The organism is Yersinia sp. 2466 StPb PI (assembly GCF_041538325.1).
GTDB lineage: Bacteria > Pseudomonadota > Gammaproteobacteria > Enterobacterales > Enterobacteriaceae > Yersinia > Yersinia enterocolitica_E.
The window spans coordinates 1,432,916-1,448,474 of sequence record NZ_JAULSL010000001.1; the positions used below are offsets into that span (position 1 = coordinate 1,432,916).

Here is a 15,559-nt window from a genome sequence, read left to right on the forward strand (position 1 = left end):
TACTCATCAGGCCGGATTTTTTCTGCTCGAACAGGTGAGATTCACTCTTGCTTTTCCTCGCAGTACCGCATGAACATCACCTTTACCCCCGAACCGATCCCTGAACTGACACTGGCAGTCGGCACGTTGGCCGCATTGGGATTTACCACTGATACCCCGTTGCAACTGACACGCCAGCATCACACGCTCTGGATCACTGTCGTCACTGCCGAAGCCACCTAGGAAGTGCTGTGCGAAGCCAGCCAAGACCGGCAGGATTTAGGGGCGGATTGGGTGTTGGATAACGGCGAGCTGATTATCGGCGGCGACTGGCTCACCGGGTCCGGCATTGCCAGCTCTAAACAACTGGATGTGACCGCTGCACCCGGTGTTATTCGGTTGCAACGGCAGGAAGAAGGAGTTTTTAGGGCTTAAAAGTAAAGTTCCCGGCCAGTATGGTATGACTGGGAACTTTTCAATTTTTTATTGTGAAAGAGATATAGATGTTGTCGCCCTTTAATTTGTTTAAATGCTCTTTAGCATAATTGCAGCTATCAGAAGAATCGACCAAATTGCAGTACCAGTCCGCATAAAAATTCTTCATCTTATTATCTTCATGCTGATAAACGTCTCCCCCAAGTACAATCCACTTAGCTTCAACAAATAGCTCCAAAGCCTGATTTGTTACAGACATCGGCAGGACTGCATCATTAAGTCCGTTATCTAGGAGGCTTTTTCCACAACGTGCGTACAACTCTAATATTTTATTTATCATTTTCCAAACCACTTCCATTTATTATTTAGGTACAAAGAGGCGATGATTTATGGCTCCACTTGGCTCACGGATATATTCGAATACACCTTCTTTTCCACGATAACTACCAGATATCTCTAGCTTTAGACGCTCCACACCATCACCCCCTGTAATTACTGATATTTTCCCCTGACCAGCATGACCATCTACTGATTCTGGGAACGAATGGAAGTCCCCAGAAGAAGCTTGTTGTTTGACTTTATCTGTGTACGCCGTCCCTTTGAAGAAATCACCTGCACTAATAGGGCTATTTTTATCGGATGACTCAGAGATATAACCAGTATTTGTATTATCTATCGGTTTAGGATTGATGAATATTCCATCATTTTTCCCTGGCTGGGTTTCAGGAGATATAGTGATAAGATAGCTATTCTTGTCGGCCTGATTCGGCGTAACTAACGTAGTTCCCTTATTCACATCCTGTACAGGATTTTCCAGCTTACCTGAGCTTTCCGTACCCGCTTGTTGGTCACCACCGGTATGAGCAGGAGCATATTTATCCTGAAGCGAACTAAGATATTTACTGGTGATCTCATCGTTACCCATCATCTGCAGGGTGATTAAGTGATCTAGTTCGTCAGAAGTCATCTTATCGGCAACTTCTTTGGCTGCCGCACCGGCTAACCCTGCGATACCTGCTTTTGCCCCTATCTCCAGCAACTGCTCTGCGACCTTGCTACGACATGGAGCAGCGATGGCACAACCTTCTGCAACAACTTTGAGGAAGTTATTCTCCACCGCATTTTTCCCAGCTTGCGCACCCGCAACCGTATCAGCGGTGCTGTCACCCGTCAATCCACCAGCCAATCCTGCGGCCAGAGTCGCCAATGCACTGACCGTTTGCTTCTGGTCTTCGGAGAGATTGTCCTTGTCCCAGCCCATTGCGGCGATAATCGTCGGAGCCATCAACTCGGCAGTGGCCGCGCCCGCAGCACCCGCCAGCGCACTGTTGCCACTGGCATAAGCGGTGACAGCACCCAGCACGGCGTGTGCCATCACATTAGCCGCCTGATTATCTCCGGTGCTTTTCTTAATCACTTCAGCCAGATACGGCGCAGAAGCCCCCACCAGTGCCTGCGCCATATTTCCTCCGGCCAAGCCCTGTATGGCTGCTGTCGCGGCCTGAAGACCTTGTTGCAGTGCACTGCCGGTGCCGTATTTCTGCATTTCAGCTTTATATTCTGCGGTCTCACGCAAGGCTTCCGCATCGCCTTTCAACTCAGGATGGCGTTTCAAAGCTTCCTCAAGCCCGAGGATATCTCCCTGCGTCCGCGCAATATCCATTGCCTGACCGCCAATCTCGCCAATCAGCTGTGCTTCTTTCAGGCGATTCTGCTCTTTCTCTTTATCAAAGATAGGAGTAATGCTGCCATTGGCATTGTCGGTGTCGCGGCTCAGGTCATCGACATTCTGCTGTTGTTTATCGGTGTCACGAATAGTGATGGTACTCTCACTGACCGCTGCCTGTGTGGTACCGTCGGCATGGCCGTCATTACCCAAACCCGACAGCACCACGCCGCCCAGATTGCTCAGCAGGTCAGACCCCACCGGGCCACCGGTGCTCAGGCTACCGCCCTGATGTTCAGCCTTGAAATCGGCTTTATTTTCAATATTGCTAAAGCCCAGTGTGCCGGTATCCAGACTGTTTTTGCTCTTGTCTGCGGTGCTGGCAATCACTGCGCCATCGAGCTGAGTGTGTTCACCCACGGTGATATCAAAGCCGCCAGAGCCTGCAAAAATACCGGTCTGCTCCTGTACCGAGTCATAATTGCTGTGCAGCTTATCTTTACTGATGCTCAGGTTGGCAGAGCCACCGCCGCCGACCACCGCCATGCTGACACCGCCGCTGGTACTGGTCTGCTTCGCATCATAGTTATCGCTGTCTTGCTGGCTTTGCAGTAACAGGTCACGGCCGACATCCACTTTGACAGTTTCACCGCTGGCTTGCGCGCCTATCAGCGAAGTGTCACGCCCGCTGCTGAGCGACAGTGTGCCGCCTGTGTCAATCTGCGTTTCAGTCCAGAAGGTGCCGTCGCCGTGCTCATTGCCCTGACCCTTGTTGGCATTGGCAAAGATACTCAGGCCACCACCAGCGCTACCGAACCCCAGACTGACCCCCACACTGCCACCGCTGCTGCTGTTGCTGCCGTCGGTTTTCTGCGTGTTGGCGGCACCGAGCAACAGCACATCACGCGCCGCATCCAGGGTGGTATCGCCACCGGCTTTGAGCTGGCTGCCTTGCACCACAATATCGCCGCTGTTCGCCGGGTTCCCCTCACCGGTGGCCGTCACGCTCAGGTTGTTGCCCGCCGTCAGAGTCGAGCCTGTCACACTGGTCTGTTCCTGATGTTGCTGCGAGGCCGATTTTTGTGAGCCTAATGAAGCGCTGACGCCGAACATGCTGGCAGTATCGCCCCCTTGCGCCTGTACCAACTGACCGGCTTGCACCGCCTGCGCACCACTGAGTGCCGCTTTAACCCCTTGCAGCGCAGACAGTCGGCCATTGCTCTCTTCGCGGGCATCTTTGGCGGTGGTAACCGCAGTATTGAGGGCGCTGCCAACCGCGCCAGACAGTGCCAGTGTCAGGCCGCTACTTTTTTGCTCAACGCTGTGGGTCTGGCTGCTTTGATTCTCCGCCGCCAAAATAGCGACGTTTTTACCGGTCAGACTGATGTCTTTACCGGCCAACACCTCGGAGCCTTGCACCGTCAGGTCTTCACCGGCGGTCATGCTGACATTGCCCAGCACACTGCCCACCGTGCTGCCCACGTTGGAGATAGATTTGCCAGTGTCGGTGGTTTTTTGGCTGTTGCTGCCCACCGTGACACCAATGCCGCCGGTGCTCATCAGGCCGGATTTTTTCTGCTCGAACAGGTGAGATTCGCTCTCGCTCTGTTGCGCCGTGCCGACGGTAATGTTTTCTTTCGCCCGCAAGTTAATATCATTATCGGCCACCACGTTACTGCCGATGACCGCGATATTTTTGCCACTGACATCGATAGAACCGGCTGACAGCATGGAGCCGACCGCCAGTGTCTGGCTAATACTGTCTTCGGTACGCGTGGTGGTGCTGGAGGCCAGCCCTTTTTTGGTGCCGGTATGAGTGCGCTGCGCATCATGCTGTTCAGTCTGGGTAGTGAGGGTGACATCGCCGCCCGCCGCCAGATTCAACGCACCGTCGGTTTGTACCGCACTGGCACTGATATTGATGTCTTTTGCCGTCTGCAAATTGATATCGCCGGTGGCGTTCAACTGGCTGCCGCGCAGCGTTTCATCGTAGAGATCCACTGAACTGGTATGGCGCTTGCTCGACGATTCGCCAGTGACGTGCAGGCTGTCGGTCGCTGCACTGAGGTTAATATTCTGCGCCTGTATATCAATGGTGTTGACATTAATATTAGCGCCTACGGCAGTTAAATTGTCGACGTTAGCGGTTAGCGCGCCGCCGACATTCACCTCGCTGCCCAGATGGCGGATATGCTCACTGGTCGAACTGCCATAACCATAATTCGCACTTATCTGGTCGCTGCTTTGTACGGTATTCAACAGCCAGTCGCCGCCGGTATTCACCTGAAGATCCTGACCCACATTGAGGCTGGCACCTTGCAGGATAAAATCACGTTCGGTATTGATAGTCGCGTTATGACTGACATTGATACTCGCCAGCGGCCCCAGTACGGTTTGGCTGCGCTGAACCGCACCATTATCACTGCTGAGTTGCTCACTGCTGGTGCGCAGGATCACATCGCGGCCGCTATCGAGTTGCAGGTTGGTGGCATTTAACCGCGCGCTGGTCAGGTCAATATCGCTGTTCAGTGTACTGAGCAACATATTATTACCGGCCTGAAGCAAGCCGCCACGGTTATTGAGCGTGATGTCCTGCGCCATGCTGATGCTCAGGTCATTGCTGGCTTTAATCGCCCCCTGATTGGTGAAACCCTGCATATCGGTTAATTCGATATTATTCGCGGCAATCAATGCCCCGTTGGCACGCAAGTCGCCTGGTTTCACTCCCGCCAGATACACCACCGGTACCAACACGGTTTGCCCGGCAACGTCACGGCTTTCCATCAGCACGATATTACTGGTCAATGCCGCCATCTGTTCCGCACTGAGGTGGGTGCCGAGGGCAAGATTGAACGTCTTGCTGTATTCGAGGCCCGCGGCAAACAGTTGCTCGAACTGCTCTTGGGCGCTGCGGTAATTACTGGCCACCGCCTGACCGGTCAACGCTAGCACCTGATCGCGCACCAGACGCTGTTCATAGGCGTTATCCCCCAGGCGTTTGAATATCACATCCGGGTTACTATTCAACTGTTGGAGTACGTAGTCTGATCCACGCCAGTTATTCAGATTGGCAAACGCCGGGTTAGTTTCAATCAGATAACCGCCGCTGACGGTGTAGTCGGTATTGAACTTATACAGTCCACCGTTGGGCTGTGTCAGCGAGATACCGTTAAACTCGATGGCGATATCTTTCCCGCTATTGTCGCTACCTGTAGGGGGCGCAATGGCACCAGGGTTGGCACCGTTATTGATCGTGGTGCCACTGCCGCTGAGGGTTTGTGCGGTAATACTGGAGGCATATTGGTTAGTCGCGTGCTCTTTGACCTCTGGCCCCCAACTTCTGCTCCACAAGCCGCCTTTATAGTTACGGTAATTCCACTGACCGCTGGAGGTGGTGCGTTCGATCAGGCGTTGTGCGCTGCCCCAGCCATCCTGTTGCAAAGTGACGCCAGAGAGTGAAATCTCGCCCTGTGCGCTCACTTTACTCCAGAAGTTTTCCAGCGTGCTGACCTGCGGCGTCAGGTTCCCGCCGGCCAGCAGTTGTGCCTCTGGGCTGATTTGATCAATGCTGTTATAGGCAATAGTCGACGTATAATCGGTGCCGATATAATCGCTATTATTTGCCCCGCCATGTTCGGGTTCACTGTAGCGTCCGCCTGGAATATCAGGGTTTTCTTCTGTCCAGACCGCCGACCCATTCACGGTGTCGGCCACAACAAAGTTACTATTGGCGGTGAGAATATGACGGCGATTGGTCAGCGTCGTGGCGTAAATCAACATATCTTTGCCGGATTCAATCAAACCCGAAATATTGAGCACCTGAGCCGCCGCCAGATAATTGCCGCTATTGTCCAACGCACCGGCAAAGATAACCTTGCCCATGCCTAAAAGGGTGGTGGTTGGGGCGGAATCAGTGTTGGTGACGGTATCACTGTTTTCAATTACCGGTGCCAACAAGGCTAAGGTGCCGTTTTCATCGGTGGCACCGATCAGGGCACCAGGGCCGGAGTTGGTAATACGCTCCCGTGCTTTAAGCGTGGCTTCGGCACTGATCAGGGTGCCGGTGTTGAACAGGGTATTGGAGTCGGTATCAAGTCGCCCGCGGGTTAATATCTCACCACGGTTAATTAATGCGCCCGCTGCCCTGAGGCTGGCTTGCGTCGCAATAATATGGCCACTATTGAGCAAGCTGCTTGAGCCGGTGCTGAGTTTGCCGCCCGCTAATAACTGCCCGTCATTGGTTAACGCGCCGCGGGTGGTTAAGGTTAAATCATGTCCGGCCTGCAGTGTCGAGTCGGCCAGATTGCTGAAATCACGCTGTAAATCAAGGGTCAGATCCTGACTGGCGGTAACCTTACCGGCGTTATTGTCAAGCTGGCCCAGATTCAATGCGATGTTATTCGCCGCCAGTGTGCCACTTTGGTTATTGAGGGTTTGCCCGGCACTTGCCCCCGCATTAATGGTCAGCGTTCCAAGGGCGAGAATATTGGCGCGCTGCGTACTGATATCGCCACTGTTGGCGGTGATGTCTATCTCTCGGGCTTGGGTATGGCTGTCGGTCAAATCAACCCGGCTACCGGTTAGCGTCATTGCACCGGCGGCGAGGGTCTGCCCTTGCGCGATCAGCTCCTGACGGGTGGTTACCCTCAAGTCACCGCTATCCATCAGGCGGCCATCACTGTGTACGCCCGCCGCTAACAGGCTGCCCCCGTTGCTATCCAGGCGCTGTGCATTGACCGCCACATTGCCTTTAGAGAGCAGGGTGCCACCCCGGTTATCGACATCACCCGGCAGATTCAGGTTGAAGTCCGTGGTACCGGTTTGCGCTATCACGCCGCCAACATTGGAGAGCGATTGGGCGTTCAGCGTGACCCTCTCCGCAATCAGTCTGGCGCTGTCGGTACGTAACAGCGCGGCGGTCGACGCAGACAGGTTGCCACTGGCTAGCAGTTCAGCGCCGGTGAGATCGATAGCGCCACCTTGTGCGGTGAGTGTCAGGTCACGGCTCTGTGTTTGGCTGCCACTCAGATCGATACTGTGCGCGTTAAGCACTTGCGCCGTCCCGCTAATATTTTTGCCTTGGGCGGTTAACTGCCCGCTGGCATCAACGCGCAAGGTGCCACTGGTGATCGCGCTGTTGTCGGACTTGACACCGGCACCCAGTACCGAGTTGCGGCTACTATTGACTTCTGCCGCGCGCAGCGAGGTATCACCCGCCGCCGCGACAGTACCGGTGTTATTCAACTTGCCTGCGGTGGTGAGCTGGGTATTGCCCTGCGCATAGAGCACACCTGCGTTCGCTATACCGGCGGCGGTCTTCACCGCCAGATGTTGAGCACTGTTGATCTGACCGCTGTTGACCAGCATGCCATCCGCCGTGATAGTGATATCACCGGCTGACGCCCCTATCTCACCGGCATTGCGCACCCCGACACCGGTTTCAGTCCCGATCAGGCGAATTTTACCGGCGTACATGCCACCCAAATTGGCGACATCCACCGCCACGGTAGGGCGGGCGCTGCCATCGTCGGCTTTGGTGGTAATATTTTGGTGCGCGGCGTCAACCTGATTGCGTCCGGCGGTGACTTTTAGATCATTGGCCCAGATACCGGCATTGACTTTAACCGAACGGGCGATCAGGTCGGTATGGTCCTGACGGCTGCTGTCCAGACCTTTGCCCTGAATAACAATCTCACCCCGATCGACATCGTAGCCAGTGAGTTGGCCGTTATTGAGCTGTGCCTGACCGGTGGTTAAGGTCGCACGGTTGGCGTTGATAAAGCCGCAGCCATCACAAGTAATGCCTGATGGGTTGGCGATAACCACCTGCGCTTTGCGGCCAGCGACCTCGATATAACCGTTAAGTTTACTTGGGTCGCGGCTGTTGACTTCGTTGAGGATAATACTGGCTTCACCGCGCGCCAGCGACGGATTACCGTTGACAAAACCGCCGAGTTGGGTCTGGTTGACACCGTGGCCGTTATTGAGGATCACGCCGCGATTATCAACATCGAACTGGCTGTAAACGTTACGCGAAACCCCACCGCTACTGGGTGTCTGGATATTGACCTGTGGCGTACCGTTGGCACTGCTGATAATGGTCGGCTGTTGGTTACCCGGCGCACTGGCATCGGCGACAATATTGGCTTGCGCGGATAACGAGACGCAGCCCAAGGCCAGTAACAGACTAAAACTCAGCGACGATAAGGTACTGATACGGCGGCGTTGAGTATGTCCAAGACCTGATGAGGGCGACGAGGCGGCCCGACCGGAGGCGGCGATATCGGCTACCACCATTAATAAGCCACGCGCCTTGTTAAATACGATACGGTACAGGTTCTTATTCATGGTGACTCTCAACAGCTAAAGGGTTAATAAGGTGCATCAGTATTGCCAGTTCAGGTTAAAGCCCACCGTCACTGAGTCGGCTTTGAAGCCATCAGGTTTTGACAGCGGCTTGCCAGCAAACAGGTCATAACGGGTATTGAGCACCGTGCCGCGCACACCGACGACACTGCCCGCCAGATGGTGGCCCAGCAGATAAGGGTCGCTGCGACCGCTGACCTCGCCGTAATCCACGCCGACATACAGTTCATGGCCTGGTAGCGGGGTATACCAGCCGAGATCATTGCGCACCGTCCAGCCGCGATCGGCATTCAGCGTGCGTTCGCCATCAAATCCGCGCACTGACCAGCGGCCGCCGATGGAGAATTGATCCTGTGGCGTCAGGGGGGTGTTGGTGCTTTGCCGCTGATATTGCAGGTTGTAATGGACGTTTTGCGTCGCAATCACAAAAGGAATATCCAGTTGCGCATTCAAACGCAGAATTTTGCTCAGGGCAGTGGCTTCGCCGAAATACTCTTCTTGTGCCGGTACTGCACCCAACCAGCGGGTGCCGCGCTGGTAACTGATACCTGCGTCCAGTGTGGCCTGCGAGATAAAGTGGCGATGTTCCAGCCCGACACGCCAGGCCGAGGTACGGCGGCGCTGCACTTCAATTTCGGTATCATTGATATAGTTTTTCGACGAGCGGGTCAGCACATCGTAGGTCAGGGTAGTTTTTTGGCTGGCATTGCGGTGCAGCAGGCGGCTGAGTTGCAGCGTTACGTTCTCCGACTCCCCCCGGTAATGGATATCGCCATTGAGGCCCGCCACCGTCTGGTGGTAGTCATAGCTGCTGGCGGTGATGCCCGCGGTCCAGTAACCGAATGGCAGCGAGTAGTGGCCGGTCAGGTTATTGGTGCCTTTATCGCCGCGATCCTTTATTGACCCCCCGGCAGAGACATAAAACAGGTCACTCAGCGAAAGCGGATTATCGAGAAACAGGGTTGCGCCACCTTGATAACGGCCGGTACTGCGGGTGCCGGAGTCATCCAGTGAGGCCGCCAGCCGCCACATTTTACTCTGCTTCCAGCTCAGGGCGATATCGGTCTCGCCGGGGGCATCACCCGGGACCAATTCCATGCTGGCTTGCACGGTGGGGACGCGCTGTAGGTTCTCCAGTCCTTGCTCGATATCACGCAAATCCAACAGGTTACCAGGGCGGGCAGGGAAGGCACTGAACAACGTGACATGGCGGTCACTGCCGGGCGTCAGCTCAACATGGCGTATTTTGCCGGGCACCACGTGTAACGCCAGCGTGCCGCGGTTTAAGTCCTGCTGCGGGGCCAGTACCCGGGTGGTGACATAGCCATGGTCGATCAGGCGGTTTTGCATCTGGCTCATCAGCAGGTTAATGCCCTGGCCGCCCAAACACTGGCCTTGCGCCTGATTGGCGATACGTTGCAGTGGCAACCAGCGAGGTAATGGCTCTGCGCCACTGATTTTTATACGATCAATGGCAAAGCAGGGGTGCTCAACCGGGAATACAATACGGCCCAAAGAGGCCGCTGGCGCTGATAAGCGCACATCCGGTGTTGCGGGGGCCAAACGCTCTTCCAGTGCCCGTTGCCGGGCCTGTTGATGAATACTTTGCTCAACGGGGGGGAATTCCGCGCCATAACTGGCGAACGGTATAGTCAATACTGGCGATAATACGCCCGCGATTAATATAAAATAACAGGCGCGCAGCACAGGGCATATCCTCTTTGCCCGGCTGGGGCAGAATAAAAGGGCTGAATAAAATTTCGCCGCATTATGCCTAGGTAAAAGTTATTTTCAATCTATTTTCAGAATATAAGAAAATATGAGAAATAACTCGTGTGATTCATGGGAAATATCCTACAAAAAGGCGTTTTTGTGGGAAATATCTTGTTGATTGTCTTTTTTTGAATAAAAAATAAAAGAGAGGGAGTAATAAATATCGCCGTAAATAAGATGCCCCTCAGAGGAGGGGCAGAAAAATTAGAACCGTAGGCGGAATCCGATATTAGCTGTTACCGGTGTTTCAATTTTTGAACCATTGAGATAATTCACTTCAGCAAAAATAGAAGTGTTACTGGCAACGGTGGCATCAATACCCACACCATATTTGCCGACATTACCGGAGAAATTGTTATCGAAGCCAATACCGTTAATGGCGACGGTATTCGTTTTGATAAATTCACGGGCAATAGCCAGTTTAACGTAAGGCTTGACTGCCATTTGATTGACGGTATAAGAAGCCGACAATATCGTGCCTAACTCACCTTGCACACTGTCTGCTTTCGCCACGTCCGCAGCCATTCCGTTACTGAGGGTATAATCTGCACTACCTATACGTGAATAACTCACTTTGCCATAGGGTTCCAGTACCAGGTTGTTATAAACAGGTAACTGATAGCCACTTTCTACCGAGGCGGTAAACGCATTCTGGCTGTATTCCGCCCGCGCGCTTTGCGTACTCAGTTCATTATTAAAACGGTTAGCTTTCAACACCGTATCAATATAAAGTCCGCTTTTATCCAGGTAGGTTAGGTAGAGGCCACCACTGTAACTGCGAATATCACCATTGGCCCCCGCACTGTGAGTGGCTTTGACATCGGATGAACTGTAGCCGGTAAATGCCCCAATTAGCACATTACCCCGGTTCAATCCCAATTGTTTATCTGCCCCGATCTCCATACCGTTCAAGGTATTCTTGAAAGCGACGTTTTTATTGTCGGACAAGCGGCTATCATCGGTGAGATAACGCGCCCAAACGCCGACGGTGCCATCAGCATCGGTTTTCAACTCGCCCTGGCGCTGGCGCAAGGTACTCAATTCCGCATTCAGGATATGCCGTGGTGCTGCCGCCATATTCAACACACCTTGTGCCGCAGAGCTGAGCACGGGAACCGCCGTGTTTGGCCTGTTCGGCGTTATGCCGGGGAGGTCGGCTGCCTTGGTAGCTAAATACCAGTCAGTACTGCCATTGCTTTCCTGACTGTATAGCCCGTATTGGTAAACGCCTAAATCCACCACGCCGCCCGCATTAAGCAAACGGAACTGAGCATCGCCACGATTAATATGCACCAAGGCCAGGCTGTTGGCAGATTGCGGTTCTTTACCGCTGTCCTGAACGGTAATACCAAATTGGCCGGTCGCCTGCTGCGAGACCGTAATAAAATCACCGGCATTGCTGGCAAGCTGGGTAGTCATCGCAAAATTACCCTGACCAGACAGATTCTCTATCTCCAGCCGGTTAAATTGCCCGCCGGCAGAATAGGGCAGCAGGTTGATATCCCCCCCTTGCATCGTCACATTATTGATGCGGGTAACCAGCACCGGTCCCAAGACTTCAGGAGGAGAAACCGGCACCACACTTGCTCCTATCCAGGAAGGGCCAATGTCGACTAAGCCAGCCACATTGAGGTTCTCAATGGTAACATTGGCAGGCAGGGCGGGATTGTTGGTGGTCACATCGCTGGTATAGGTATCGTTATTGGTAATAAACAGTTCCGCACCCGCCGCGATATTAAGATAACCTTTCGACTGGCTATTGAGTCCTAGATTCATATAGCCGCCATTATTTATCTGGCTATCTGTCACGATCCCTGCGGTTTTAACCTCAAGCAACCCGCCCTGATTAACAACAGTACCGGTTGCAAAAGCATCGGTAACCTGTAACCAACCGCCATCACCCACGGTGGTATTATTGGCTGTACCGGCACTGCTCCCGTTGGTGATAGCAATTGCGACTCTCGTCATTATTCCATTATTGGTGGAGCCATAAACCCAGCCATTATTAATGACGCCACCGTTACGTACAATTTGTTCGCCACTATCGACGACTTCATTGTTGACGGTTATTCCCTCTACAATCGGTGTAAAAGCCAATACCTGAGCAGGTAATGTAATCAAAGACAGACTAATTGCTCCGGCCAAAAATGTTTTGTCCATAAAACCTCAAAAAGATTAAACGTAATGTAATGATGTTATGTAACCCGTTGCAAAAAGAGAGGCTCTGTCCTTGGAACAGATTAAATATAATGTTTATCCGTGGTGATATGCCTTGGGAGGAAATACGCTGAGTCTCAAGAGTTATTTACTCCAGATAAAAGAATATTACCTTATATTTTTGCGCGATGAAGGTATCACATTTTCTCTTGGAACTATAATAGGATTAAAGCTGTTTTTTGATAGATGCGGCAAAGAATGAAGTGAGTTCCTATTGTGTGAGACTTTTCTTGATTACGATCAAGAAAAGTCTCAAATAACATCAAAACTATTCTTGTAAATAACACCAGATTTATTGCTGGTAAGGATGGCGGGTATTTAGGCTATTTCTGGATTCACCCATGAAGAACCTGATAACACGCCACCATCAATGGTAATCGCTTGCCCGGTCAAATAGGCCGAGGCAGACGAGCTTAAAAAGAGTACCGCGCCAATCAAATCATCTGGGTTACCTAAACGCCCTTGCGGAATAAAGTTCTGGAACCATTTTGAACGATATTCGTCATCCCACAAGGGGCGCGTAAATTCGGTTTTAATAAAACCAGGTTCAATCGCATTAACTTGAATATTGTCACCCACCCATTCGCGGGCCATCGCCTTGGTTAATTGGCTGACGGCTGCTTTTGATGCGGCATAAACAGAGATCGTATTGAATGCATGTTTCGCGCTAAGTGAGCTGATATTAACGATTTTACCGCCACCCTGTTTCGCCATATAGGGTTGGACGGCTTGTGCCAAAAAGTAGACGCTACGTAAATTAATATCAATGATGGCATCAAAGTCTTCAGCAGTGACATCTTTAATAGGTTTTCTGCGATTGACACCAGCACTGGTGAGCAAAACATCAATCTGCCCCAGTTTGTCATACACGGTATCGACCAACTGTCGGCAAGCCGCGACATCACTCAAATCAGCGGTAATCGATAAGGCGTTGCCTCCTTCAGCTTCAATCGCTTCTTGCACCGGTTTGATACGTGCGATGTCAATATCGTGTAATGCCACGGTCGCACCAGCATTTGCCAGCGCCTTACTCAGCACACTGCCAATCGCTCCGCCAGCCCCAGAAACCAGCACCACTTTGCCCTGTAAAGAAAACAACTTATCAATAATATTACTCATAGATACCTTCAGATAGTGACCTGCTGACGCGACAGCCAGCATTGAGATAAAATGTTAAACGCCGTATCTCCACGAAAAGCTACAATTCAACGGCACGGGTGGGATCAATAATCCATTCACTCCAAGAACCTACATAATGTTTGGCATCCCCCAGACCGGCATGCGCTACAGCCAACAGATTCTGTGCCGCAGTGACCCCAGATCCACAGTAAAATACTGTGCGATCAATCGGCACATCCCCCAATAAGCGGGTGTAATGCTGGCGTAACTCTTGTGGTGAGCGAAATTGCCCATTGCTATCGAGCGTGTTCGCACGGTCAGCCAACCTGGCGCCAAGAATGTGGCCACGAACGGGATCATGATAGACCCCCCCGCCATGGAAACCTTCTTCCGAGCGGGAATCAAACACCGCCCACTCAGGGTTCTGGCGAACGTTATCGACCAGCGTTACGTTCGCGATATAATCAGGGCGCTCTTGCGCAACGAAGGTGGCAAAAGCCGGTGGCGGAATCTCGATGGTGGTTGGGTAACCGGACTTAAGCCATAAAGGCCAGCCGCCATCCAATACCGCCACCGCATCATGTCCCAACCAGCGCAACATCCACCATGTTCGTGATGCAGCCATCAATCCCCCGCTTGCGTCATACACAATAACTTGGGTGTTGGGGCCAATTCCCCACTGAGACAGCGTTTTTGCAAACACATCAATTTGTGGCAGTGGTCGCCGGCCGGTATGCCCTGGAATGACGGTGCCAGATAAATCAGTGGCCAAATTTGCATAGTGAGCGCCGGGGATGTGCCCCACCAAGTACTGACTTTGCCCCCAACTTTCATCATCCAGTGTGAAGCGTGCATCCAAAATGACCCAATCGGTATCATGTAGATGTTCAGCTAATTCTTTGGCAGAAATTATTGTTTTGTATGTCATAAAACCCCCTGGTAAAAATAACGGGTCTGCGTTTATACCGGCAGGCCGGGTAGTGGAATATGTTCCGCAATCAACCCCTGTGTTCTTAAGGTATGCCAAAATGCTGTTGGAATAGGGTGCTGAAAACTCAATGAATTTTGCGTAACTTCAGCGAATCTGGAGGGGCCGTACAGCACACTAGTGACGGCACTGAATCCTAACGGAAATTGCAAGGCGGCCGCCGCGAGTGGCACCGCAAAGTCAGCCGCGACGGCTTGCAGTTTTTTGACTCTATCAGCAACAGAAACCGGTAATTTGCCATAGTCATAACGTGCGCCATCATGGATGCCGGTCGCCAATACACCGGAGTTAAATACGCCGCCAATGACAATGCCGGCCCCTTGTTGTTGCGCCCGCAATAGCTCGTCAGCGTAGATCTCTTGCTCCAGTAAGGTGTAGCGAGACGCTACCAGAAACACATCTAAGGGATAGCGATCCAGAAAGCGGTTAATCATACCCGGCTCATTAATTCCAGCCCCGAACGCGGCAATCTCACCGGCTGCTTTCAACTCTTCCAATGCCCTGAAACCGCCAGACTCCAACTCTTTTAACTTGCCAAGTAACGCTTGCTCATGGGGGAAATAGCCAGTATCTAAGTCATGGATATATAAAATATCGACTTTATTGATCCCCAATCGCTGTAGGCTGTCTTCATACGAGCGCAAGATGCCGTCATAGGTGTAATCATGGACATGGTCAAAGGCCAGGCCACCTTGCCAGGGTGCTGTTTGGAAGGTGTCACGCGAGCGGGGCGCTAACAAGCGTCGGCCTACTTTGGTTGACAGCACATAATCGCCACGATGCTTTCTATACAGAAATCGCCCGGTTCTATGCTCTCCTTGGCCGCGCCCATACCAAGGTGCGGTGTCATATAAGCGGATACCACTATTCCATGCGGTTTCTAGTGTTGCTTGCGCATCCTGTTCAGTAATTTCTTCGAACAATTCGCCGAGTGGGCATGTTCCTACCCCAATGGTCGGTATTTGCAACCCTGATCTTCCCAGCGGCCGTGTATTTTCTAATCCCATCATTTCACC

9 protein-coding genes are annotated in these 15,559 nt (G+C 52.5%); 2 read left to right on the forward strand and 7 right to left on the reverse strand.

The window, feature by feature from the left end; genetic code table 11:
• Positions 1–69 precede the first annotated feature (69 nt).
• Positions 70–222: a hypothetical protein gene (locus tag Q2T72_RS06430; RefSeq protein ID WP_372568843.1), complete on the forward strand. Its 153-nt coding sequence runs from the start codon at positions 70–72 to the stop codon at positions 220–222.
• 3 nt (positions 223–225) lie between these two features.
• Complete coding sequence (locus Q2T72_RS06435; RefSeq protein WP_372568844.1) at positions 226–414, forward strand: hypothetical protein; 189 nt, start codon at positions 226–228, stop codon at positions 412–414.
• Between the two features lie 40 nt (positions 415–454).
• Here the strand turns inward: Q2T72_RS06435 and imm40 are convergent, their stop codons facing one another.
• The 7 genes from imm40 to Q2T72_RS06470 form a co-directional block, all read right to left on the reverse strand.
• Positions 455–754, reverse strand: a complete 300-nt coding sequence (gene imm40, locus Q2T72_RS06440) for an Imm40 family immunity protein (protein ID WP_083159735.1) — start codon at positions 752–754, stop codon at positions 455–457.
• A 21-nt stretch (positions 755–775) separates the two neighbouring features.
• The gene (locus tag Q2T72_RS06445; protein WP_372568845.1) at positions 776–8,428 is read right to left on the reverse strand and encodes a hemagglutinin repeat-containing protein; all 7,653 of its coding nucleotides are present in this window, start codon (positions 8,426–8,428) and stop codon (positions 776–778) included.
• A 36-nt stretch (positions 8,429–8,464) separates the two neighbouring features.
• Positions 8,465–10,150: a ShlB/FhaC/HecB family hemolysin secretion/activation protein gene (locus Q2T72_RS06450; protein ID WP_372569863.1), complete on the reverse strand. Its 1,686-nt coding sequence runs from the start codon at positions 10,148–10,150 to the stop codon at positions 8,465–8,467.
• Positions 10,151–10,423: 273 nt separating this feature from the next.
• Positions 10,424–12,379: an autotransporter outer membrane beta-barrel domain-containing protein gene (locus Q2T72_RS06455; RefSeq protein ID WP_372568846.1), complete on the reverse strand. Its 1,956-nt coding sequence runs from the start codon at positions 12,377–12,379 to the stop codon at positions 10,424–10,426.
• Between the two features lie 375 nt (positions 12,380–12,754).
• On the reverse strand, positions 12,755–13,555 hold the full coding sequence (locus Q2T72_RS06460) for a glucose 1-dehydrogenase (protein ID WP_227746551.1): 801 nt from the start codon (positions 13,553–13,555) through the stop codon (positions 12,755–12,757).
• A 79-nt stretch (positions 13,556–13,634) separates the two neighbouring features.
• On the reverse strand, positions 13,635–14,483 hold the full coding sequence (locus Q2T72_RS06465; protein ID WP_083159729.1) for a sulfurtransferase: 849 nt from the start codon (positions 14,481–14,483) through the stop codon (positions 13,635–13,637).
• Positions 14,484–14,515: 32 nt separating this feature from the next.
• Entirely contained in the window at positions 14,516–15,553 is a 1,038-nt protein-coding gene (locus Q2T72_RS06470) for an aldo/keto reductase (RefSeq protein WP_372568847.1), read from the reverse strand.
• Positions 15,554–15,559: the final 6 nt, after the last annotated feature.